The following is a 21,864-nucleotide window of genomic DNA, read 5'->3' as shown; positions in this document are numbered from 1 at the left end:
CCTAGAGAACGTTAAATATTTGTGCTATTCCATACAGACATTTAGAAGCTCAGGCGCTTCAAAGGCTGCTTAAGGCCCCCTTAGCTCTACCTGAGACTAAGATAGGCGCCAATGTTGGGGGCCATCCATGGAACTTGTTCGGGCTACTGAAGATTTTGTGATCGCCGGGCAACCCCATCCAGGGTTTCCTATTCTGCTTTGGAACTCGATGGAGAGCTGCGCCCCCGCTAATCAGTTCTTCCGTCACTACTTGCTTCGTGCAGCCATTGGTTCCAAGCGATCCTGGCCAAGTACCGGACGCGCACTGTACGACTTCTTCAGCTTTCTTGAAGCCCATGACATTGGCTGGGTTGACGTAGAGCGTGGCGAGGCAAAAAGCCTTGTGGCGGCCTATCGAGATTATTGCTTAACGACATGCAAGCTGGCACCGAACAGCACTCGTCAGCGCTTGACTTACATCTGCAAGTTCTATGAATACGCACTGAAGCAGGGTTGGGTGAAACGTCTTCCCTTTGCGTACGAAGAGCGCATTGTACGAAGTCAAGAAACCTTCCTTGAACATGTCGGCTCCAGCGGTGGCAAGACCATGGCAAACGACGTGATGCCGCGTAGCTACAAGGCCCTGCCCAAGTTTTTGAGCATGCACGAAATCAAGTCGCTCTTGGCCGCTGCGGAAAATCCCCATCATCGAATGATGATACGCCTCGCGTTGCACTCGGGCCTACGCCGCGAGGAACTCGCAGCCTTCCCACTGGCCTATGTTTTCGATCCAGACAAGGTGCAAGGAACCGAGCGTAACCTGCGCATTTGTCTCGATCCCTTTGACGGAAGTGGCATGGTGACGAAAGGCAGCAAGCCGCGAACGATTTATCTGAGCCGCACGTTCATGGCCGAACTCTACCGCTACGTGATGAAGGTCCGTGGCGAGCGCGTTTCACCGAGCAAGCCTCCTCAAAAAGCGCTATTTCTCAATCAATTCGGAGAGCCTTACGCCGAGGACGGCAAGAGCCTTAACCGGATCATCAACGAAACCGGTAAGCGGGTTGGCATTAGGGTCCATACGCATATCCTCAGACACACCTACGCTACGCACACGCTAGTCAGCCTTCAGCGCAACCCCGCGAACGGGCTGAATCCTCTTGTATTCCTACAGCGACAACTTGGTCACAGCTCGATTCAGTCGACTATGGTGTACCTGCATCTTATCAACGAAATGGCCGACGAAGCCGTACTTGCCTATGACGAGGAGTTGAACTCACTGGCAGGGACAGCCTGATGCGTAAGCGCAAGGTATTTGTGAGGGCCGACCTCAGCGTTCCCCAAGTCGAACACCACCACGACTCGGCCGGTAATGTGGTCATCCTTCCCCAGGCTATCCCTGCGAGTAACACTATCGTAGAGTTTGGACGGAATACGTCCAAGAGCCGTTGCTTCGACTTTGCTCGCTGGTACGGCGTCGGTATTGATTCCATCGCCTACGCATGTCAGCGCCAGATCGAACGCTTCCTAGCCGGCCAAGATGGCGCCATCGCCACCACTACCGTGGCGGGCTACTGCGTAAATGGACTGCGCAATTTCCTCGACTGTTGCATGCTCCGGGCAACCGCTTTTGGCCGTGACTTACTGTTGAGCGACATAGACCGAGACTTGATCGACGGTTACCTAGGTCATCTGGCGGGGCTAGGCGTCTCAACAACGTCTCAAAAGACCCTTTACACGCAAACTAAGCCGGTACTTACTGCATTGGGGCGGCGTGGGCTGATTCCTATGATCGCCTCAGGCGATATGGCCACCTTCCCAAGCACACCCTTCCCGAATAGTAACCACAAGTTCAAGAGCGAGACCGCATTAACCAACAGAGAACGACAAGCGTTCAGTGCGGCACTACGGCAAGCCATCAAGCCGATATGGACCGACGGCGTGTCTGTAACCGGCGAGCTGCTGGCATTCGCACTTTTGATTGTGGCGCTGCACACCGGGCGTAATAACACGCCACTCTTGGAAATGGACCGTAACTGCCTACGTCCGCACCCGAAAGATGACAGGGTGTTCCTGGTTCTATGGAAACGGCGAGGATACAACACCAGCAAGGTGACCCTGCGCGCCGATTCGGACGTTGAACGCGTCCTTGAATCCACGCCGAGCGTAACCACCAGCGTGGAACGTCTGATTCGTCGTGTGATGGTCCTGACCGAACCTCTGGATGCGGAGGCTCCAACTGGACTCGAAGGCCGTGTATGGCTTTATCGTGCTCGCGCCTCGAAAAATTTCGGCAACGTCACCGCATTGGACTCATCAGATGTGGCAATCGCGGTAACTCGACTTGTAGCTGGATTTAACCTGACCGACAGCGATGGAAAGCCGCTACGCATAAACATCTCACGACTGCGCAAGACATTCGCCAACGCTATCTTCGAGCTGACCGGCGGAAACGTTGCAATCGCCGCCGCAGCACTCGGCAACACCCTACAGATCACCGACCAACACTATTTAGCGCCAAGTGAAGAGGCCCGTCGCAACTGGCAGTTCATGGGTGAGGTATTGGTACAGGAGTTATTGACTCGAACCATTGGCACAACCTATCGAGATACTCCCATGGGACGCTGCGCTGATCCGGAGAACGGCCAGTACGCTCCTAAGCGAAAGGGGGCGACTTGTATGAACTTCATCAACTGTCTGCGCTGCGAGCACTACGCGGTGACCACCGAAGATTTGTACAAACTGTTCAGTTTCTATTTTCGGGTATTGAGCGAACGCTCTCGCATGAATAAACGGCTCTGGGCGCGGGAATACGCTCACATTCCCCGCCTAATCGATCACTACATTGTTGGCGAAGGGCTGCGGCGCGGTACTTTCAAAGCCGCAGCGGTAGATGCCGCACGTGAGCGTGCGCGCACCCAGCCACATCCGTTCTGGTCGATTGATCTGATCCAAAGCCTGGAGGTATTTGCATGAGTGCCAACCTACCAGCAGTAATACCTTGGAACACCCTTACAGCCCAACCTAGCGATGTGCGTGGACTCCTTGAACGCGACACCTTGATCATTAGCGCCACCCAAGTCGACGGGCAGTGGATTATCCTCAGCCGCTATGGCGACGATATCTGGCTGCTCGACGGTTTCACCACCAACGTGTCGGCCAGCCAGAAACGACTAGATTTTAACCTCGTGCCAATAGCGTTTCGAGCGGTTATGAAAGCAATGATGTATCGCTACCTACGACGTGGGCGACGAGGCGGCACGCGGCCTAAAGGCAGCTCAATGAAGGGTCTTTTCCATTCTACGATGCCATTTTTACGTCATCTGGAGGTGCTTAATTTCAATCATATCGGTGCGGTGACCCCCATGGTCTGCGCAGCATATGTGAATACCTGCAAGGCGTACCGACATATCAGCCGATACCATGGTAAGCCACTGTCGCAACGTGGACTGGAGGGCCGCCTGAAGGCCGTCGAAGCTCTCTATGAGCTAAGTCAGTACACAGACGATCGGATGCCCACGCATCCCTGGCCCGAGACTTCCGCGAAGGCATTGGCGGGGCTTACTGCTCTTGGTACCCATGGCAGCAAAACGCCCCTTATTCCCGATGATGTGTTCTGCAACCTATTCGAGCGAGCCCACCAGCAGGTTGAGCGCGGTCAACAATTACTTGACCTTCGCGATGCTATTGATGCCCTCACGGTGCAGCTAAAGGGGCAACCATACACAACAGTCAATGCTGCAAAGAACCGACACCTGGAAGCCTTGGCTTGGAAGGGTGGCTTGAAGGCACTCAACAAATCACTCATTGATCTGCGTACGTCCTGTTATATCGTTATGGCCAGCACCTCCGGTTGCCGCAATCACGAGCTGGCGAACGTACAATCGGGCTCGCACTTGCGGACCCGGGACAGTCAGGGCACGGTTTATCACTGGATGCGCTCACGCTCGGACAAGACCGATGCGGGCATCCATCAATGGATGATCCCTGAGGCAGCCGTTCGCGCACTGCGTCTGATGGAGCGCTGGGCCATGCCGTATCAGGCCATGATCACCGCCGAACTCCTGAAGCGACGCCGGTCCAACCCGCATGATCCCCAGATCGTCGAGGCAAACAAGCACCGCCATGCTCTCTTCCTCGGCGTGGCTCCGGGAGGCGTCCAAGTACGCACAATTTGCAACAGTACCTGGAACTCCTGCCTAAAGGCATTTAGCAAGGAATGTGGACTGAGCTGGAACCTCTCTACCCACCAGTTCCGCCGCAAGTTCGCCAACTATGCCGCGCATAGCCGCTTCGGCGACCTGCGCTATCTCAAGGAACATTACGCGCATTGGACGCTGGACATGACCTTAGGCTACGCCATGGACGACAGTTGGGGGCAGCATTTGGATCTTGATCTATATACCGATATTCAGGACGAGTTGGATGATATCAAGCTCGGCGTCGTCGATGACTGGATCGGCGAAGCACCTCTGGCCGGGGGCTACGGTCGCTCCCTCAAGCAGTGGCAGCGAGAGCCGCAGAACTTACTGATTTTCAAGGATCATGCCTCAATGTTGAAGTCTATTGCTGAGAGCACTGCAATTCGTAGTAATGGACACGCGTGGTGCACGGCGGACAATGACGGCTGCATCGGCAATACCCTTGATCGCACACGATGCGGCAACTGCAATAACGCCGTGATCGGGAGTAAACATACGGCGATCTACCAGCGGCTCTATGAGGAGTTGAAAGGTCTGCTGCAGTGCCCAGACATTGGCGACGGCGGCCGTCAACGCGTTGAGCGCGACCTGACTCGATGCCACAGCGTACTAACACAACTGGGAATGCCTCCGGAGACTCCACTCGCATGAAGCCCACTAAGAAAGCAGCCCACTACAAACCGGCTGAGGATCGCGAAAAGGATCTGCGGCTCGCCCTTTATCGTATCCAGAAAGGTCGCCCCCATTTCGGGGAAACCAAGATTACTATCGCCGCAGTCGCCCGCGAGGCAGGCGTATCCACAGCGTTGATCCACAACTACTACCCGAAGGTTGCTGAGGCTATCCGCGAAGCTCAGGGGCGCTCCAGTCGTACTGTACGTGATATGAAACATCACGACCTGATTGCTGAGCGCAAGAGATCCGCAGCCTGCCGTCATGAGATAGAGGAACTGCGGGCCAAAATCGCCAGTCTCGCGTCCATCAACGAAATGCTATTGGACGAAAACCGTGTGCTCAAAGCCAAGGTGAGCGACCGCAAGGTGACGGATCTGGGTTCAGCGGCGTTTTAACTGATCAATGAGTTGAGTTGGCAAGCCCTTAATGATCAAGGTACCGGCGGCCTCGTCGTATTCAATCTTTTCGCCCAGTAAGTGCGCCTCGAAGCTGATCGACAGCCCTTCAGCGCGCCCGGTGAAACGGCGGAACTGGTTCAGGGTGCGTTTGTCGGCCGGAATCTCTGGCGACAAACCATAGTCACTGTTTCGGATGTGATCGTAGAACGCTTTTGGGCGATCCTCGTCAATCAGGCTAGAGAGCTCTTCTAGAGTCACCGGCTCGCCAAGCTTGGTCTGTGTGGTGGCGTAGTCGACCAGGGTCTGTGTCTTCTCCCGCGCAGACTCCTCTGGCAAGTCCTCTTTTTCGACGTAGTCGCTGAAGGCCTTCAGCAGAGTACGTGTTTCGCCCGGGCCATCGACGCCTTCCTGGCAGCCAATAAAGTCGCGGAAGTACTCTGAGACCTTCTTGCCGTTCTTGCCCTTGATGAACGATATGTACTGCTTGGAGTTCTGATTGTTTTTCCACTCCGACAGGTTGATCCGCGCCGCCAAGTGCAGTTGACCGAGGTCCAAGTGGCGAGAGGGGGTCACGTCCAGTTCGGCATTTACCGCCACACCTTCGCTGTGATGCAGCAGGGCGATGGCCAGATATTCGGTCATACCTTGCTGGTAGTGGGCAAACAGCACATGACCGCCGGTGGAGAGGTTGGATGCCTCCATCAGTGTCTGCAAATGCTTTATGGCCACGCGGCTGAAGCTAGTGAAATCCTGGCTACCGTCGAAATACTCCTTCAACCAGCCGCTGAATGGGTACGCACCAGATTCGGCATGGAAAAAGCCCCAGGCCTTGCCTTGTTTGGCGTTATAGCTGTCGTTGAGGTCAGCCAGCAGGTTCTCGATGGCGGCCGACTCGGCAAGCTCGGAGTCGCGGGCATGGAGAACTGCAGGTGTGCCGTCAGGTTTTTTGTCGATCAGATGAACAATGCAATGACGGATAGGCATCAGAGCGTTTCCTGTATGGGGGTTATTAAGAAAATCTGCACGGAGTAGACCGACGGGAAGCGTTGCTTTTAGCGCGGTATTCACCCGCCGTGCAAGACGCATTACGCCAACTATCATGGGACGCGATCAGTAACTTTACTGTACCAGCGGACATCCCGCTGCCGAGGATGATCCTCATGATGTGAGGGGCGCTCAGGACCTGCGGGAAATTAAGCTCCACATCAAAGCCCAGCGCCGGCTTGCCAGATGGACCCAAACGGCAGCCTCTCGAAGTCATCGTCATCCCATTCAATGGTGTGTAAGTAGAACAGCTCCTCGACAGCACGCAACATATCTAGCAGACAGCGCATTGCCGAGCTCGCTTCAAAGGGAGCTAGTGCGGTGCCGACGCGCGCCTGTAGTTCAGCGATACTGCATTCGACTTCGTCGCGGGAAAATGACTCAGTCATGTGCTGGGGTAGCTCTCGTGGATATTCCGATTTATCTTGTACTCATGCGCAACCGTATGACGGCAGAGGGTTAGGATTCCGCGCTGGACATTAGTGACTTTGCCACGCTCTTCCTGGCCTACGGGTAGAGCTCTTGCTTCACAGAAGGCATCTACAGAAAGGCGCGGCTACACTAGATCCTCAATAGGGGCTTGCACCGTTCTCATGAGAGGGACCGGCGATGCGCTTTTGAATTTCATACAAGCCATTGCAGCTAGCCAGCGTTCCCCAAACTCCGCCAAATTCCGCTCAGAGGCTACACGGCATGGCTTTGACAGCACGAAGACTTGAGGAAATGCTTACTCAGGCAAAAAATGAGATTCTGGCAGGAGGACGTTTCCATGCTCCAGATTGCCTTGCCCGACTTTGTGGTAAGGCACCCGATAGACTCAAGCCGGCACTCCAGCAAGCAGAGGCGAAACGGGAGATTTTTTCAATAGAATATCAGGGACAAGCGTTGTACCCGGACTACGCGTTCATGGAGAACGAGGAAGGAAATTTCCAGCGAGGCCTGGCCGAGGTAATAACAGTCCTTCACCCAACGCATGATGGGTGGGGAATGGCGTTTTGGTTCAGATCACCTAACAACTTCCTTGGGGGCCAGCGGCCAGAAGATATTCTTCCTGAGGCTCCGGAAGCAGTACTTTCAGCGGCTTGCAAGGAAGTCGACGACATCATGCCCGGTTAACTTCTAAGGGATACGCCTGGGATCGCTATGGCTCCACCTGCTGCCTATGACCGCCACGAGAGCCAGCATAAATGGTTGCTACATGTTGGCTGAAGCTATGCCCGAAAGTGTTTACCACACATATCGAGCTCGAATGGAAACGTTTCTCCAGATTCCAATCGATGCATCGGATCAATATTTCCACAAACAAATCCATCGCGGTTTTCCAGCATCTGCTGTCCAAACGCTACTCATTAGGAGCAATTAATACGAGCCCCCGCAATCGGATAGTCCCGCTCACGGCGCTTCGACGCAGGCTGGCGCAAGGCGAGCGGTTGACGATAGTGGAGAGAGACCGGCTCTTCCGAGTCATACACAACACAGCCATGGCTCAGGCACTATTCGAAGACACAGAGAAAGCAAAGCGATGGCTGACAAAACCGAAGGTTAGCTTGTCAGGCAACAGCCCGATGCGATGCTTTCCACTACGCTGGGCACACGTCGGGTCGAGGAGATGCTGGTGCGCATAGGTGAAGGCTTCGCGTTCTAACCATGCCCTTCTGCCGCAATAGCGGATCTCAATTATCGCGATTCTCGCTGACCTAGCGGGGTAAACCTTATACATCTCCGCGCCATCAACACACGCGTGTAGCCTCTCCGTTGCACACTTCGAATTAAAGGGGATTTATCTCCTGCCTACCCTAGAATTATGTGATGTCACGACTTGGCAGTCCTCCAATTCCGCGAGACAGACCAGCTTGGAATCATGTTTGCGACGCAAACATTCCTTTTTTCTCTTTTGGCGTGATGGATTCAACCTTCGGCCCCCTTGAAACGCCAAATCGATGGGTCAGCCAGGAGATGAACCAGCGTTAATTCATTTTTACCTCGCATACGGCCAGCACGCGGGTTATGGGGATGCTGCGTTAGCCCGAGATGGCCTAGGGTTTATGTTCATCTGACCACATATAGCGTCCAGCGAATTCAATTATCCTGTACTCAACAGGTTGCGTTTGATAGATAGGGGTCATCAAACCTACAACATCCACTGTCCGTACGCCTACCGGGAGCACTGCGGCCTTGGGTGAACAACTCGCTCACCCGACTGCGCAATCGAAGGCGTTCTACATCCGGTGTGCGGCGCCTGAGACGCCGAGCGTAGTAGCACGAGCGGGTCACTTCAAACACCTTGCACAGCCAATCAACCGGCTCGTGGATGCTCAACTGGTCAATCAGCGCGAACGCTCGAGATCTTCCGACATCAAGAGCGCGGTGGCCTTTTTTAAGATCGATTTTTCCCGCTCAAGGCGAGTAATTCGGGCTTCCAGCTCTTGGATTTTCTGCTGCTCCGGGGTCAGCGCTTTGCTCTGCGGGGTCACGCCCATGCGTTCTTGCTGCACCTGGTCGACCCATCGGCGCAAAGCCGACTCGCCGACACCAAGCGAGCGGCTGGCCTCAATGAAGCTGTAATCCTGCTTGAGAACGAGGTCGGCAGCCTCGCGTTTGAATTCAGGGGAAAAGGTACGGCGTTGTTTGGTCATCTGACACCTCGTTCTGGCGAGCATTCTCGCCTAAATGGGTGTCCGGTTTCATTAGACCACTACAGACCTGTCAGAGCATGAGTGGTTGGTGCAAGCATGAGATCGTGTTAAACCGACACTACAAACGCAGCTTTCGACGAATTTTCTCGACTCGGTCACTGTTTTGACTCTGTAACTCCTGACGCTCACGCAAGGTGGCGATGTAACTCTCGCGGGTTCGCAAAATATGCCGGCTAAGCAGCGTGGCAAGCGCACCCTGTTTTCCCGTTTCAGCCAGCTCGATCAGTCGTTGATGATCGTTGCATGAACGGTCTGGTTCGCCTCGGGCACGCCTGGCCAAGTGGGTACGCAAAGCCGCGACACGACCTAAATTACGTTCGTAGGCATCCACCAAATAACGATTGGCGCAGAACCTGAAAAAGCTTAGGTGGAACTCGGTATCCGCGGCGCCATAGCTCAAACGGTCGTCCTGCTCCAGCGCAGTGATCATGCGCTCCAGCGCCACACGCATCGCCTGCAGCGTGGCTTCAGGGTTACGTTCAAGTGCTCGGCGAGAAGCCTCGACTTCGAGCGTTACACGGTGCTCGCACAACTCAACAATATCGTCCTCGGTAGGACTGAAGACGTAGCTGCCTGATTTGGCGACCACGTTCACCAGGCCCTCGGTCTGCAGTAGTGCCAGCGCCTCGCGCACCGGCGTGCGGCTGACCTCAAAGGCCGCTGCCAAGCTTTCTTCAGAAAGCGCCTCCCCCAAATCCAGACGTGCAGAGACGATAGCTTCACGGATATTGTCGGCCAAGCGCACGACAAGAGATTTTTCTACGATTTTGCTCATTGGATCTACACAGATTTTCATCGCCGAGCTAGGGCTCAAGGCTGTTGGCGCAATGATAACGGAACAGCAGCTTTAAACATGTATACTAGTTGTTGTACCTTAGATTATTAAACAAACAATAAAATGGACCTCACGATGGCCACTCACGATGCGCTTCAAACATCCCCCATGCCCACTCTAATCAATGCTTTGCGCGAGCTGATCGGTGAGCGATTGAGTACAAGCCGTACCGAATGCGAGCAGCACGGGCGTGGAGAGTCTTATCATCAGACATTACCGCCGGACGCAGTGTGTTATGCCGAGTCCACCGCCGAGGTTGCGGCTATCGTCGAACTCTGCGCCGCACATCGGGTGCCGATCATTGCCTTTGGTGCTGGCACGTCGCTGGAAGGCCATGTAGGCGCCGCAATGGGCGGAGTCTGTATTGACCTGAGCCGCATGCAGAGAATCATCGATGTTCGTCCCGACGATCTGGATGTGACTGTCGAAGCAGGCGTCACCCGTATGCAACTAAATGCCGAACTGCGTACCACTGGCTTGTTCTTCCCCGTCGACCCGGGGGGAGAGAGCACCTTGGGCGGCATGGCAGCAACCCGGGCATCAGGCACTAATGCAGTGCGCTATGGGACAATGCGTGAGAACGTATTGAGCCTCACGGTAGTACTGGCCGATGGGCAAGTGATCAAGACCGCTGGCCGGGCACGCAAGTCTTCTGCCGGTTACGACCTCACGCGATTATTCGTTGGCTCGGAAGGCACGCTAGGCATCATCACTGAAGTCACTCTACGGCTTTACGGTATCCCTGAAACCACCTGTGCGTCAGTCTGCACTTTCCCGACGATTGCCGCAGCGGTGAGTTCGGTGGTTTCAATCATTCAGTATGGGATCCCAGTCTCACGCGTTGAATTGCTGGATGCGCGCACTGTGCAGGCGGTAAACCGCTTTTCCCATATGGGGCTTACAGAGACACCGACACTTTTTTTCGAGTTCGCTGGATCACCAGCCAGCGTGGCGGAACAAGTCAAACTGACGCAGGAAATTGTTGAAAGCAACGCCGCACTGGGTTTCCAGACAGCAGCCGATGCTGATGCCCGCAGCGCTCTATGGCGTGCCAGACACAATGTTCACTATGCGATGCAGTCCATGCGCCCGAATGCGCGGATCTGGAGTACCGACGTGTGCGTGCCGATTTCAGCGTTGACCAAATGCATCGCCGAAACAGCTGAAGATGTCGCCAAGGTCTCATTTTTCGTAGGCGTTGTCGGGCACGTGGGCGATGGCAACTTCCACTTGGGGCTGGTAGTCGATCCGGATAATGAAGCAGAAATGGCTGAGGCCGAGGCTCTCAATGAACGTGTGGTCGAGCGCGCTATTGCGCTGGACGGAACGTGTACCGGTGAGCATGGAATTGGGTCAGGAAAAATAAAGTACATGACGCTGGAGCACGGTGCAGCAGTTGGAGTGATGCGCTTGATTAAACAAGCGCTAGATCCCTTAGGACTGATGAACCCCGGAAAAATCCTTCCCGAAGCTTGACGCACAGAGTTAGATCCCACGCCTTCACGCAGGCATGTCTGTACTGGAGGCTTTTGGCTGGGTCTTCGTGGCAGTGCAGGGTAGAATACTCCCCCCAATTGTTGACTGCGCCAGTGCCTATGAAACCTCCACGCCAACTCGCCAGCCAGACCCTCTTTCGTGGGCTGGAGGTCGTTGATGCCGTTGCTGATGGCCTCACCACGCTTCCAGAGATCAGTGCTCGCCTAGCCGTTTCGGTCAGTACGACTCATCGCTTGGCCTCAGCGCTCGTCCAGGTCGGTTATCTTCGTTTCGAAGCGCGAAAGGGCTACAGCCTCGGACCGCATTTGATCGAGCTAGGCTTCAAAGCTCATCGCCAATCCGACTTGGCGACCCGTGCCCGTCCGCACTTACAGGCTTTGGCCGACCTGACCCACGACACTGTGCATTTGGCGACCGTGCTGGATGAACAAGTGGTGTATCTGGACAAAATTGCCGGTTCGCGCGCCGTGCAGGTCAGCTCGTTGATTGGTGGTCGTAAGCGTCTCTGCAGTACAGGTGTTGGCAAGGCACTGCTGCTGGACGAGACGGAGCAGCGTTGGGCTGAGCTGTATCGGCAAGACACTACCAGTGACTTTTGCAACGCTAAGGGCGAGTCGAACTGGTTGGCGTTGATGCGCGGTTATGTGGCTGGAGGTTATGCATTTGACCTGGGTGAGGATGACGAAGCGATTCGCTGCGTCGCGGCACCGATTCGTGATGCCAGTCGCCAGATAGTCGGTGCAGTCAGCGTATCGAGTACAGTTCAGCACATGGATGCCGCGAGGATGCAGGCGTTGATTGCCGTCGTGCAAAACAGTGCGGCGTGTATCGGTCGCGAATTGGGCGGCTGATACACGCTGTAGCTCAGTTCGGTTAAACAATTCCCGTGGTGTAGAACAGCACAATTGCTAGACCTGCCACCAGGGTCTTGATGATGGTTATGGCGAAGATATCGCCATAAGACTGGCGATGTGTAAGGCCACACACGATTAATAATGTGATGACTGCGCCGTTGTGGGGCAGTGTATCCATCCCGCCGCTAGCCATGGAAGCTATGCGGTGGAAAACCTCCAGAGGTATGCCTGCTGCATGCGCCGAGGAAATAAAAGTCTCGGCCATGGCACCTAGGGCGATACTCAGCCCCGCGATAGCAGAACCTGTCAGCGCCGACAGCACCGTAATAGAAATAGCCTCATTCAACAGTGGATCAGGAATCGCTTTCAGTGCCGCGGCTGCGACGACGAAGCCTGGGAGAATTGCCATCACGGCCCCGAAACCATATTCAGTCGCGCTGTTCATGGCCGCTAAAATCGACCCTCCAGCTGCAGCTTTACTACCTTCTGCAAATTTTGGCAGGATCACATGACCACGTGTAAGCATCAGCGTGATAATGCCTGCGAGCAGCCCGCCAAGTACCGACCACACCGCCGCGTAGGTTTTAATGTCGATAACAGCGGGCGCAACCATGCCTCCGATGCTCAGGCTGTACTTATCCCCATAAAGCTGCGGAATCAGTCGGATCAGGTAAAAATTTACGACGCACACCACTATCAGAGGTAGCAGAGCGATCAGTGGGTGGGACAGTTTTTCATTCGGGTCAGCAGGAAGCGGCTCGTTGATGTGGCCCGTGCCATAGCCTTCTCCTGCACGCAGGGCCGCGCGCCTGCGCGACTCTAAATAGAGCATGCCTGCAGCGAAAATCATTACCCCGCCAATTGTGCCCAACCAAGGGGCCGCCCACGTGCTGGTCTGAAAAAAAGTAGTCGGAATAATATTCTGTATCTGAGGACTTCCTGGTAGCGAGTCCATGGTGAAGGTAAACGCGCCCAGGGCGATTGCGCCTGGGATCAGGCGTTTGGGAATCTGGCCTTGACGGAACAACTCGGCGGCGAACGGGTATACCGCAAATACCACAACATTCAATGACACGCCGCCGTAAGTCAGAATTGCGCACGCCAATACAATCACGAGCACGGCTCGATGACTGCCTACCAGGCGGATCAATGCAGCGCTGATGGCTCGTGAGTTGCCGGAGATTTCGATCAGTTTTCCGAACAGCGCCCCAAGTAGAAACACCGGGAAAAAGTTCTTAACGAACATTGCCACCTTTTCCAAAAATATAGCGAAATAGGCGGGTGCTACTGCTGCGGGTTCAGTCAGCAAAATTGCACCTAATGCAGCAATAGGGGCGAAAATGATGACGCTGAATCCGCGGTAAGCCATGAAAATAAGGAACGCCAAAGCGGCAAGGATGACGATAACGTCCATCTGTAATGCTCCACATTATTTTAGTTATTGGGGGACGTACAACTGTCTGACGGGGTTGCTGGGGCGTTTCAATGCCACGCCCCAGCACGCGGCTCAATCCTTCTTGAGCAAGTCCAGGGCAACATCCACGATCATGTCTTCCTGCCCACCTACCATGCGCCTTTTGCCTAGTTCGACCAGTATGTCCAAGGTCTTGAGGCCGTACTTCTGGGCAGCAATCTCGGCATGACGCAAGAAACTCGAGTACACCCCGGCATAACCCAGTGCCAGAGTCTCTCGGTCTACCCGAACCGGGCGGTCCTGCAACGGACGAACAATGTCATCCGCAGCGTCTATCAGCGTGTAAAGGTCGGTGCCATGATTCCAACCAAGCCGCTCGGCAGCAGCGATAAACACTTCAAGCGGCGCATTTCCAGCTCCCGCCCCCATACCTGCAAGACTGGCGTCGATGCGATCGCAACCTTCCTCAACGGCGGCAATGGAGTTGGCGACACCTAGACTGAGGTTGTGGTGAGCATGCATACCGGTTTCGGTTTGTGGGTTAAGCACCGCCTTGAATGCACGAAAACGATCCCGTACATCTTGCATATTCATCGCACCGCCAGAGTCAGCCATGTACACGCAGGTGGCACCGTAGCTTTCCATCAATTTGGCCTGGGCTGCCAACTGCTCGGCCGGAATCATGTGACTCATCATCAGAAAACCGACGGTGTCCATACCCAACTCACGGGCGTACTCAATGTGCTGCTTTGAGACATCTGCTTCGGTGCAATGGGTCGCGATACGGACCACTCTAGCTCCAGCGTCATAGGCTGCCTTCAAATCGTGAACAGTACCTATACCTGGTAGCAGAAGGGTTGTGATCTTCGCGTGAGTGATGACATCTGCGGCAGCCTCAATCCATTCCAAGTCCGTATGAGAGGCAAAGCCGTAGTTAAAGCTTGAACCTTGCAGGCCATCCCCGTGAGCCACTTCGATTGAGTCGACACGAGCCTTGTCCAGAGCGCGGGCGATATCCTGTACGTTTTGCAGGGAATACTGATGGCGAATGGCATGACTGCCGTCGCGCAGTGTCACGTCAGAGATATAAAGTTTTTTTTCAAGGTTAAACGTCATGTCAGTCTCCTCGGGCGCTCAGCATTGACTGCGCCATGCGCTCGGCAGTTGCCAAGGCAGCGGAGGTCATGATGTCGAGATTGCCCGCGTAAGCAGGCAGGTAATGGGCCGCACCTTCAATCTCAAGGAATATTGAGGTTTTAAGACCTGAAAACCTGCCAATTCCTGGAATATTCAGCGGGGCATTTTCCGGGATGAGGTCGAACTGCACTTTTTGCTTAAGACGATAGCCCGGAACGTAGGCCTTAACAGTGGTGGCCATTTCAACTATGGACGCCTCTACCTGAGCTTGGTCAGCCGCTTCGGACAACACAAAGACGGTGTCGCGCATCATCAATGGCGGCTCGGCCGGGTTCATGACGATGATTGCCTTACCCTTGGCTGCGCCACCGAGCACTTCAACGGCTTTGGAAGTGGTCTCGGTGAACTCATCAATGTTGGCCCGAGTTCCGGGACCGGCTGATTTACTGGCAATCGAAGCGACAATTTCGGCGTAGTGCACTTTGGTCACGCGTGAAACTGCTGCAACCATTGGAATAGTGGCCTGCCCCCCACACGTGACCATGTTGACGTTGAGTTGATCGAGATTTTGTTCGAGGTTCACCACCGGGACACAGTAAGGGCCAATTGCGGCAGGTGTCAGGTCAATCAGGCGAATACCGGGCTTGATCGAGCGCAGGAAAGCATCGTTGTTCACGTGAGCCGCCGCCGATGTGGCATCGAATACAAAATCGATGTCTTTAAACACGTCGAGGCGCGTTAGTCCTTCAACCCCTTCATGGGTTACTGCCACACCCATGCGTGCAGCTCTGGCCAGACCGTCAGAGGCCGGATCGATACCGACCATGGCCGCCATCTCCAAATACTTAGCGTTACGCAGGATCTTGATCATCAAGTCGGTGCCGATATTGCCGGAACCAATAATGGCAACTTTCAGCTTTTGAAAACCCACCATGCTCCCCTCTCTTGTGATTGTGATTTCGAGGTTAAGGCGAACAAGTCGCCTGTGACGTTTAGTGGGCAGATTAGGATTCAGCATCAAAGTTGTCAATATGTGATTATTAATATCATATAGTGATATTTTTGGAAAAATAGGATCTTGATAAGGAGGGGGATTTAAACAGGGGGGGCAAGGATCCAGTCGCTACGTGGCGCGTTGAACCTGCATTAACGAAGCCGATTGCTCTGCCAAGGTAGCCCATAAACTGGCAAACCTCGTTCTTGATCCTGCTGACGGCTTGTGTGAGGCGTTCGAAATCACCCGTTCGATTTACTACGCCCTAGCCTCAGGCGGCTATCTCCGGGCGTTGGGAGCATTCGATTACGCAGTCGAGGACTGAGGCCGCTGCACTCTCTCGAAAGCCTGCTGACGTTTGCCGGTTTGGCACGAAGCACGTTTTATTATCAGCAAAAGGCGCTGCAAGCAGCGGATAAATATGCGGTTCTGAAAGCCCGGATTCGTTCGACGTTCGACCAGCACAAGGCGCGATATGGCTATCGTCGGATAACGGCTGCGGTCCGAAACACTGGCCACCTCGTCAACCACAAAACGGTTCAGCGATTGATGGCGCAACTTGGGCTAAAGAGCCTGGTGCGCGTGAAGAAATACCGCGCCTACAAAGGGGAAGTCGGCAACGCCGCGCCTAATGTTCTGAAGCGCGAGTTTGCGGCGCCGCAGCCCAATAAAAAGTGGGTAACCGATGTTACTGAATTCAAAGTCGGTGGTCAGAAGCTAGGCCATTGGCCCGCCGTCCAACTGGCGGTGCTTGAACGCCAGTTCAAAGGCTTGCCCTTTGTGCGTCATGACCAGCTTTGATCCTGGGCGAAGCCCACGATACTCATCGGCGCCGGAGAAGCCCCAGCGGCGTTGTAGGCGCACGGCAAGCCACGCATCGAGCGCGGCGAGGCAGCGGGCATGGGTCAGGTACACATTGCGCGGTCGGCAGCCCTTGGTGATGTCAGCCCGCAAGTAGACCTCGGGTTTGATGGCACCGCTGGGATAGAGCACGTCGTCCACCTCCAGCATAGCCAGCTCGGTGACGCGAATGCCGGTGGTGTGGGTGAGCCACAACAGCATCACATCACGCTCTGGCATGCGGCCAGTTACGGATGCAACACGGATCAAGTGCTTGAATTGTCCAGGGCGAAGCGAAGTAGCGCGGCGGGTGGTCATGCACAGCCACTCCGCATGCCTTGAACGGTTACCATGGAAATAATGCTAGGCGAGGGAAGAAGCACTAAGTCGCTCCGCACAAAAAATCACGAAAAAAGTTAAATTAGGTAAGTAATTGATTTATGAATGATAAATCTAATATAACAGTTAGTGACGCTCCGGAACTGATGGAAGAATCCAACCTGTCGGTGGGTGGCCACGTGCTGTTTGCGCATTACCAGCAGGGCATGACCGACTACCTGGCCATCGCCCTGCTGCACCACAGCGAAGGCGTGGCAGTCACCGATGAACTGGACGTGACCCCGTCCCGTCACCTGGACCTGGGCCAGTTGCACCTGGCGGCGCGGATCAATGTGTCGGAATGGCAAAACAACAAACAGTCCAAGCAGTACATTTCGTTCATCAAGGGCAAGAACGGCAAGAAAGTCTCGGAATACTTCCGTGACTTCATCGGCTGCCAGGAAGGCGTCGACGGCCCCGGCGAGACCCGCACCCTGCTCAAGGCCTTCAGTGACTTCGTCGAGAGCGAAGACCTGCCGGAGGACGATGCCCGGGAAAAAACCAAGACCCTGGTGGACTACGCCAGCAGCCAGGCCAAGCTCGGCGAGCCCATGGGCCTGGAAGAACTGTCCGAGCTGATCGATGAAGAGCGCCCGAAAGCCTTCTACGATCACATCCGCAACAAGGACTATGGCCTATCGCCAGAAATCCCCGCCGATAAACGCACGCTCAACCAGTTCCGCCGCTTCACCGGCCGCGCCGAAGGCTTGTCCATCAGCTTCGAAGCGCACCTGCTGGGCTCCAAGATCGAGTATGACGAGGAGGCCGGCACGCTGATCATCAAGGGCTTGCCGACATCCCTGACGGATCAGCTCAAGCGCCGTAATTGAGCACTCCCTGTGGGAGCGAGCTTGCTGGCTCCCACAAGATCATGCGTTGTTCATCGAGCCTCGACCCTGAAGCCAAACCGCGGAAAGTGCACGTGCACCACCCCGCCACGCTCATCCTCGCGCCGCAGAACCAATTCTTCGCTACCCGCAAACACCAGCTCCCCGGCCACCGGATCGACACCATAATCCGTCGCGGCGATGGTCACCTGCTGCCCCGCCACAAAGCCATTCGGGTCATTGAACAGTTCATCCGGCAACGCTGTCGGCGTGGCGTTGCGAGCTACGTCCAACGCCTCTTCGGAACTCATCTCTTTCGGCGCGCCATGACCAAAGCCCAGCACCCGTGCGAGCCAGGCCGATACGGCCGGATATTCATCCACCAACGGCGAAGTGACTGGCGTGCCCTTGAGAAACCACAGCGGATGGGCCATGGCGAAGTCGGCTATGGAAGCATCGCCCAACAGGAAATCCCCCTCCTCACGCAGCAACTGTTGTTCAAGCCGCGCCATGATCGTCAGCCATTGGTGCTTGGCCTGTTCGGCGGACAAGCGCGTGGTCGTGCCGCCACTGAACAGGCCGGCGCGGTCGCTGATGAATGCCTTGATGGCTTCAGGCGTCAGCCTGGCAAAGCGCACCGCCACCGATTCAGGCTGGAACACCAGGCTGACCGCATGCTGGAACACCACCGAATCGGCCCAGGCCGCGAAGGACGCCGCGATCATTTCTCGGCCCTCAGGGAACAGCGCCGGCGAGGCTTTTTCCTGCTCCAACCGGTGAGCGATCAACGCCGTATCGCAGTAGATATCCGCGCCGATCTGCAACACCGGCGTCTTGCGGTAGCCGCCGGTCAAGGCGGTCAGGTCGGGCTTGGGCATCATCGCAGGGATGTTCACCGATCGCCAGGCCAGGCCCTTGAAGCCCATCAGCAGGCGGGCCTTTTCGGCAAATGGTGATGTCGGGTAATGGTGAAGGATCAGCTCTGACATGAGATTCGCCAATGCAGGGAAGAAGACCCGCACTGTAGCGTGACATCGGGCAACAGCCTACCCGCGTGATAAAGGCCTATCAGTGCGATTGATCCGGCGCCGTCGCGCTGGCCACCAGGCATTCCTTGGCGCTTTTCCTGAGTTTCTTGATCAGCCGCTCCTGGCGCAGGGCCTCGCCCTTGTCGCGACAGGCCTCGGTGTACACCAGCGCCACCGCCGGGCTGGAAAGAAAGAAGCGTGCGCCTTTGCCGCTCTGGTGCTTGGCAAAGCGCCGTACCGGATCATCACTGATGCCGCAGTACAGCGAGCCATTGGCGGCCCGTACCAGATAGACGAACCAGGGCTTGCCCGGCTCGGTCGCCTCGGGCACGCACAGGTCGGAAGATTCGTTGGCGGTCGTCACAGATGTTCAGCAAGCAGGTAGGAAACAAGCCGCGATCTTATCAGCGACTGGCCTGGAACGCCCGCAGCCCCTTGAGCGCCTGGGCCCTGACGGCGTTGCGCACCAGCGGCGTCCAGCCCAGCAGCAGGCCCTTGGTGCCCAATGCCTGGCGGGACCAGCGCCACAGATCGAAGCTGTCATGGTGCTCGCAAATCTTGCCGTCGCGGAAGACAAAACGCGCCTGGATATCATTGACCACGATATTGCCGGTCTGGCTGAACAGGTACGTCGCCACCCAATGCGCGCCGCCGGTCCGCTCGTCGCTGCGCACGTTGTCGAAGGTCAGGGAAAAATCCTTGGCCCGAGTGGTCAACATGCGCCACATGTCCCCGGCATCACGCCCGCGCAGTTCGCCGAATGCCGGATCGCTGAACACCACGTCGTCGGTGTAGCAATCGCTCATGGCTTCGGCATCCAGGCGCTGGAAGGCCTGGTAGAAGCGGGTGATCAGGGCATTGTGGGCATCACTCATGGACAGGCTCCGGAAAACGGTTCGATAGGCCTGCACGATAATCCGCCACCGTCGGGAAGACCATCGTCATTCGCCATGAAAATGATATCAATGAGACTCGGTGACTCTTTCACTGACCACACCCACATACAGCGCCCGACCGGCCCCGATTCCCGCGATGATCGCCCCCAGGCCAATCACACCGAAGATCCAGCCCAGGGCACTCCAGCCTCCGGTCAAGTCGTGGACCAGGCCCACCGCGAAGGGCCCCAGCGACGCCAGCGTATAGCCGAACCCCTGGGCCATGCCGGACAGGTTGGCGGCCACATGGGCGTCGCGCGAACGCAACACGATCAGGGTAAGCGCCAGGCTGAACGTCGCGCCCTGCCCCAACCCCAGCAATATCGCCCAGCCCCACAACCCATCGATGGGTGCGTAAAGGCAACCGAACAAGCCACCCAGGGTCATGAGCATGACGACAACAATAGCCAGCCGCTGGTCCTTGCCCCGCGTCGCCAGCCAAGGCGCACTCAGGGAACTGATCAACTGCACGATGACCGACCCGGACAGCACGAGCCCGGCCTCGGTCGGGCTCAGCCCGCGACCGATGAGAATCGACGGCAGCCAGCCGAATACAATGTAGGCCAGGGACGATTGCAGCCCCATGTACAAGGTCACTTGCCAGGCCAACGGATCACGCAGCAAGCCCCGGACCCGGTAAGCCACCTGATGCGCACCGTGTTTCTGGCCGACTTGTGGCAACCAGAACATTGCCGCCAGGAGCGCAGGGGCTACCCAGAAACCCAGGCCCAAGGCCCAGCTGCCGCCGAGGTGCTGGCTCAGCGGCACCGTCGCCCCTGCCGCCATCGCGGCGCCCAGGCACAGCGCCATGGTATAGACACCGGTCATGGCGCCGGCGTGCTTGGCGAAGTCGCGCTTGACGATGCCCGGCAAAAGCACGCCGATCACACCGATACTGGCGCCCGCCAGGATGCTGCCGGCGAACAAGCCGAACTGGCCGAACGAGCTGCGCAGGACGATCCCGCCAGCCAGCGTCAGCAAGATCCCCAACACCACGCGCTCGGCACCAAAACGCCGCGCCAGCACCGGCGCCAGCGGCGCGAACAGACCCAGGCAAAGCACCGGCAACGTCGTCAACAACCCCGCTTGCGCGGCCGACAGGCCAAGGCTTTTTGAAACATCACTGAGCAGCGGCGCCATGCTCGACAGCGCCGGACGCAAGTTCAGCGCCACCAGAATCAACCCAAGCAGCAACAGCCAGGGACGTCGTACCAACGGGTGGCTCTGCTGGGCCTGCTCGTCGTCGGCTTCGGCGTCGATCAGCAGTTCTTCGAGTTCGGCGGCGCGTTTGTGCGTCGTCGCCGTGGTGCGGTCAAGCGAATCGCGGGACATGGAAAGCTCTGGTTCAGGGTTCATTGATCAACTGCCGGCAAAGGGCCTTGGCCCGCTCCGGGTCCTGGCTTTCGACGGCTTCGAGGATTTCGACGTGCAGGTCGAAAACATGTTGATGGCGGGGGATGATGTTGAGGCTCTGGCGCAGCTGTGCGCCAATAACGCTGGAAAAGTAGCGATAGAGTTCGCTCAGTGCGGGGTTGTGCGCGGCATCCACCAGCAGACGGTGAAACACCAGGTCGCAGGCGATGTAGTGCTCCAGGTCGCCGTGGTAATGCTCGCCGCTGGTTCGCAGCGCCTGGCGCAACGCAAGCAAATCCTCATCGGTGCGCCGCAGCGCCGCCAGGCCAATGGCCTCTACTTCCAAGATGTGCCGAGTTTCCCGGGCCTGTTCCAGCGAACAGCGCGACAGCACCTTGAGAGTATCCAGCGGATCGACCACCGCCCGCACGTAGCTGCCGTCGCCCTGGCGGATCTCGATCAACCCGGAAAACGCCAGCACGCGCATGGCTTCGCGCACCGTGTTGCGGCTGATCCCCAACTCCGCCACCAGTTCCGGCTCGGTGGGCAAGCGCTGGCCGACGGCCCACACCCCCTCGCTGATTCGGCGGCGCAATTGCTCCAGGGCCTGATCGACCAAGGAGCGTTTCATTAATGGAGAAATATCTGACATAGAGTCCGCCCTTTCATCCAATCATAGGATGAATTTTCTGACATGTTAGTCAGCTTCGCGTAGGACAGCAACCGCCTAGGGTCAATGAGAGAAAAAGAAGCGAGATTTTCGATTGATCAAAATTAC

General features: G+C 56.3%; 21 protein-coding genes and 2 pseudogenes. 10 read left to right on the top strand and 13 right to left on the bottom strand.

Annotation, left to right across the window (positions count from 1 at the left end):
* Window positions 1-127 precede the first annotated feature (127 nt).
* From JZ00_RS14210 to JZ00_RS14195, 4 genes are read left to right on the top strand one after another with little or no spacing between them, the layout of a single operon-like run.
* Complete coding sequence (locus tag JZ00_RS14210) at window positions 128-1,276, top strand: tyrosine-type recombinase/integrase (protein WP_039591493.1); 1,149 nt, start codon at window positions 128-130, stop codon at window positions 1,274-1,276.
* The gene (locus JZ00_RS14205; RefSeq protein ID WP_039591494.1) at window positions 1,276-2,955 is read left to right on the top strand and encodes a hypothetical protein; all 1,680 of its coding nucleotides are present in this window, start codon (window positions 1,276-1,278) and stop codon (window positions 2,953-2,955) included. Before JZ00_RS14210 ends, JZ00_RS14205 begins: the two co-directional genes overlap by 1 nt.
* Window positions 2,952-4,832 (top strand): site-specific integrase, encoded by a 1,881-nt coding sequence (locus tag JZ00_RS14200; protein ID WP_039591495.1) that lies wholly within the window; start codon window positions 2,952-2,954, stop codon window positions 4,830-4,832. The genes JZ00_RS14205 and JZ00_RS14200 overlap by 4 nt, the downstream gene beginning before the upstream one ends.
* On the top strand, window positions 4,829-5,251 hold the full coding sequence (locus tag JZ00_RS14195) for a TetR family transcriptional regulator (RefSeq protein WP_039591496.1): 423 nt from the start codon (window positions 4,829-4,831) through the stop codon (window positions 5,249-5,251). The genes JZ00_RS14200 and JZ00_RS14195 overlap by 4 nt, the downstream gene beginning before the upstream one ends.
* Here the strand turns inward: JZ00_RS14195 and yejK (JZ00_RS14190) are convergent.
* Both yejK (JZ00_RS14190) and JZ00_RS14185 read right to left on the bottom strand, forming a co-directional pair.
* Complete coding sequence (gene yejK / locus JZ00_RS14190; protein WP_039591497.1) at window positions 5,237-6,238, bottom strand: nucleoid-associated protein YejK; 1,002 nt, start codon at window positions 6,236-6,238, stop codon at window positions 5,237-5,239. The two genes, JZ00_RS14195 and yejK (JZ00_RS14190), sit on opposite strands and share 15 nt — an antisense overlap.
* Before the next feature lie 221 nt (window positions 6,239-6,459).
* Complete coding sequence (locus JZ00_RS14185) at window positions 6,460-6,687, bottom strand: hypothetical protein (RefSeq protein ID WP_039591498.1); 228 nt, start codon at window positions 6,685-6,687, stop codon at window positions 6,460-6,462.
* Between the two features lie 304 nt (window positions 6,688-6,991).
* Here JZ00_RS14185 and JZ00_RS14180 point away from each other — a divergent pair, with 304 nt between their 5' ends.
* The gene (locus tag JZ00_RS14180; RefSeq protein WP_152668433.1) at window positions 6,992-7,414 is read left to right on the top strand and encodes a hypothetical protein; all 423 of its coding nucleotides are present in this window, start codon (window positions 6,992-6,994) and stop codon (window positions 7,412-7,414) included.
* Window positions 7,415-7,485: 71 nt separating this feature from the next.
* Window positions 7,486-7,923: an antitoxin Xre/MbcA/ParS toxin-binding domain-containing protein gene (locus JZ00_RS31960; RefSeq protein WP_349497281.1), complete on the top strand. Its 438-nt coding sequence runs from the start codon at window positions 7,486-7,488 to the stop codon at window positions 7,921-7,923.
* Between the two features lie 523 nt (window positions 7,924-8,446).
* Here the strand turns inward: JZ00_RS31960 and JZ00_RS30210 are convergent.
* Window positions 8,447-8,934: pseudogene (locus JZ00_RS30210) on the bottom strand (transposase); the annotation flags it as partial.
* A 118-nt stretch (window positions 8,935-9,052) separates the two neighbouring features.
* Window positions 9,053-9,769, bottom strand: a complete 717-nt coding sequence (locus JZ00_RS14170; protein WP_020191432.1) for a GntR family transcriptional regulator — start codon at window positions 9,767-9,769, stop codon at window positions 9,053-9,055.
* Between the two features lie 135 nt (window positions 9,770-9,904).
* On the opposite strand from JZ00_RS14170, the gene JZ00_RS14165 reads away from it, so the two are divergent.
* Both JZ00_RS14165 and JZ00_RS14160 read left to right on the top strand, forming a co-directional pair.
* Window positions 9,905-11,305, top strand: coding sequence for an FAD-binding oxidoreductase (locus JZ00_RS14165; RefSeq protein ID WP_020191431.1), 1,401 nt, complete (start codon window positions 9,905-9,907; stop codon window positions 11,303-11,305).
* Between the two features lie 119 nt (window positions 11,306-11,424).
* On the top strand, window positions 11,425-12,177 hold the full coding sequence (locus JZ00_RS14160) for an IclR family transcriptional regulator (protein ID WP_020191430.1): 753 nt from the start codon (window positions 11,425-11,427) through the stop codon (window positions 12,175-12,177).
* Between the two features lie 22 nt (window positions 12,178-12,199).
* Here the strand turns inward: JZ00_RS14160 and JZ00_RS14155 are convergent, their stop codons facing one another.
* The 3 genes from JZ00_RS14155 to JZ00_RS14145 form a co-directional block, all read right to left on the bottom strand.
* A complete protein-coding gene (locus JZ00_RS14155; protein ID WP_020191429.1) occupies window positions 12,200-13,594 on the bottom strand; it encodes a GntP family permease in 1,395 nt (464 codons plus the stop codon).
* 93 nt (window positions 13,595-13,687) lie between these two features.
* On the bottom strand, window positions 13,688-14,710 hold the full coding sequence (dmpG, locus tag JZ00_RS14150) for a 4-hydroxy-2-oxovalerate aldolase (RefSeq protein WP_020191428.1): 1,023 nt from the start codon (window positions 14,708-14,710) through the stop codon (window positions 13,688-13,690).
* Between the two features lies 1 nt (window position 14,711).
* Entirely contained in the window at window positions 14,712-15,665 is a 954-nt protein-coding gene (locus JZ00_RS14145; RefSeq protein ID WP_020191427.1) for an acetaldehyde dehydrogenase (acetylating), read from the bottom strand.
* Between the two features lie 381 nt (window positions 15,666-16,046).
* On the opposite strand from JZ00_RS14145, the pseudogene JZ00_RS30205 reads away from it, so the two are divergent.
* A pseudogene (locus JZ00_RS30205) lies at window positions 16,047-16,469 on the top strand (IS3 family transposase); the annotation flags it as partial.
* Here JZ00_RS30205 and JZ00_RS14140 read toward each other — a convergent pair.
* Window positions 16,443-16,883, bottom strand: a complete 441-nt coding sequence (locus JZ00_RS14140) for a site-specific integrase (RefSeq protein WP_235433086.1) — start codon at window positions 16,881-16,883, stop codon at window positions 16,443-16,445. The pseudogene JZ00_RS30205 and the gene JZ00_RS14140 overlap by 27 nt on opposite strands.
* A gap of 122 nt (window positions 16,884-17,005) precedes the next feature.
* Here JZ00_RS14140 and yejK (JZ00_RS14135) point away from each other — a divergent pair, with 122 nt between their 5' ends.
* Entirely contained in the window at window positions 17,006-17,773 is a 768-nt protein-coding gene (gene yejK / locus JZ00_RS14135; RefSeq protein ID WP_082112089.1) for a nucleoid-associated protein YejK, read from the top strand.
* A 50-nt stretch (window positions 17,774-17,823) separates the two neighbouring features.
* Here yejK (JZ00_RS14135) and JZ00_RS14130 read toward each other — a convergent pair whose 3' ends face one another.
* From JZ00_RS14130 to JZ00_RS14110, 5 genes are all read right to left on the bottom strand, one after another.
* Window positions 17,824-18,759, bottom strand: a complete 936-nt coding sequence (locus JZ00_RS14130) for a glutathione S-transferase family protein (RefSeq protein WP_039591500.1) — start codon at window positions 18,757-18,759, stop codon at window positions 17,824-17,826.
* 79 nt (window positions 18,760-18,838) lie between these two features.
* Entirely contained in the window at window positions 18,839-19,162 is a 324-nt protein-coding gene (locus JZ00_RS14125) for a GIY-YIG nuclease family protein (RefSeq protein ID WP_039591501.1), read from the bottom strand.
* 40 nt (window positions 19,163-19,202) lie between these two features.
* Complete coding sequence (locus JZ00_RS14120; protein WP_039591502.1) at window positions 19,203-19,673, bottom strand: nuclear transport factor 2 family protein; 471 nt, start codon at window positions 19,671-19,673, stop codon at window positions 19,203-19,205.
* An 87-nt stretch (window positions 19,674-19,760) separates the two neighbouring features.
* Window positions 19,761-21,089, bottom strand: coding sequence for a CynX/NimT family MFS transporter (locus tag JZ00_RS14115; protein WP_039591503.1), 1,329 nt, complete (start codon window positions 21,087-21,089; stop codon window positions 19,761-19,763).
* The gene (locus JZ00_RS14110) at window positions 21,079-21,738 is read right to left on the bottom strand and encodes a FadR/GntR family transcriptional regulator (RefSeq protein WP_039591504.1); all 660 of its coding nucleotides are present in this window, start codon (window positions 21,736-21,738) and stop codon (window positions 21,079-21,081) included. The genes JZ00_RS14115 and JZ00_RS14110 overlap by 11 nt, the downstream gene beginning before the upstream one ends.
* Window positions 21,739-21,864: the final 126 nt, after the last annotated feature.

It is taken from the genome of Pseudomonas frederiksbergensis (assembly GCF_000802155.2).
Classification (GTDB): domain Bacteria; phylum Pseudomonadota; class Gammaproteobacteria; order Pseudomonadales; family Pseudomonadaceae; genus Aquipseudomonas; species Aquipseudomonas frederiksbergensis_A.
The sequence above is the reverse complement of the archived record's forward strand: the minus strand, read 5'-3'. Positions and strand labels throughout refer to the sequence as shown.

Bases quoted from the DNA above. Each gene is read 5' to 3' on its own strand.
- JZ00_RS14110 (WP_039591504.1), bottom strand. From the start codon at position 21,738: ATGTCAGATATTTCTCCATTAATGAAACGCTCCTTGGTCGATCAGGCC.
- yejK (WP_039591497.1), bottom strand. From the start codon at position 6,238: ATGCCTATCCGTCATTGCATTGTTCATCTGATCGACAAAAAACCTGAC.
- JZ00_RS14205 (WP_039591494.1), top strand. From the start codon at position 1,276: ATGCGTAAGCGCAAGGTATTTGTGAGGGCCGACCTCAGCGTTCCCCAA.
- JZ00_RS14130 (WP_039591500.1), bottom strand. From the start codon at position 18,759: ATGTCAGAGCTGATCCTTCACCATTACCCGACATCACCATTTGCCGAA.
- JZ00_RS31960 (WP_349497281.1), top strand. From the start codon at position 7,486: ATGGTTGCTACATGTTGGCTGAAGCTATGCCCGAAAGTGTTTACCACA.
- JZ00_RS14120 (WP_039591502.1), bottom strand. From the start codon at position 19,673: ATGAGTGATGCCCACAATGCCCTGATCACCCGCTTCTACCAGGCCTTC.
- JZ00_RS14165 (WP_020191431.1), top strand. From the start codon at position 9,905: ATGGCCACTCACGATGCGCTTCAAACATCCCCCATGCCCACTCTAATC.
- JZ00_RS14170 (WP_020191432.1), bottom strand. From the start codon at position 9,769: ATGAGCAAAATCGTAGAAAAATCTCTTGTCGTGCGCTTGGCCGACAAT.
- JZ00_RS14115 (WP_039591503.1), bottom strand. From the start codon at position 21,089: ATGAACCCTGAACCAGAGCTTTCCATGTCCCGCGATTCGCTTGACCGC.
- JZ00_RS14140 (WP_235433086.1), bottom strand. From the start codon at position 16,883: ATGACCACCCGCCGCGCTACTTCGCTTCGCCCTGGACAATTCAAGCAC.
- yejK (WP_082112089.1), top strand. From the start codon at position 17,006: ATGAATGATAAATCTAATATAACAGTTAGTGACGCTCCGGAACTGATG.
- JZ00_RS14210 (WP_039591493.1), top strand. From the start codon at position 128: ATGGAACTTGTTCGGGCTACTGAAGATTTTGTGATCGCCGGGCAACCC.
- JZ00_RS14160 (WP_020191430.1), top strand. From the start codon at position 11,425: ATGAAACCTCCACGCCAACTCGCCAGCCAGACCCTCTTTCGTGGGCTG.
- dmpG (WP_020191428.1), bottom strand. From the start codon at position 14,710: ATGACGTTTAACCTTGAAAAAAAACTTTATATCTCTGACGTGACACTG.
- JZ00_RS14155 (WP_020191429.1), bottom strand. From the start codon at position 13,594: ATGGACGTTATCGTCATCCTTGCCGCTTTGGCGTTCCTTATTTTCATG.
- JZ00_RS14145 (WP_020191427.1), bottom strand. From the start codon at position 15,665: ATGGTGGGTTTTCAAAAGCTGAAAGTTGCCATTATTGGTTCCGGCAAT.
- JZ00_RS14200 (WP_039591495.1), top strand. From the start codon at position 2,952: ATGAGTGCCAACCTACCAGCAGTAATACCTTGGAACACCCTTACAGCC.
- JZ00_RS14195 (WP_039591496.1), top strand. From the start codon at position 4,829: ATGAAGCCCACTAAGAAAGCAGCCCACTACAAACCGGCTGAGGATCGC.
- JZ00_RS14185 (WP_039591498.1), bottom strand. From the start codon at position 6,687: ATGACTGAGTCATTTTCCCGCGACGAAGTCGAATGCAGTATCGCTGAA.
- JZ00_RS14180 (WP_152668433.1), top strand. From the start codon at position 6,992: ATGGCTTTGACAGCACGAAGACTTGAGGAAATGCTTACTCAGGCAAAA.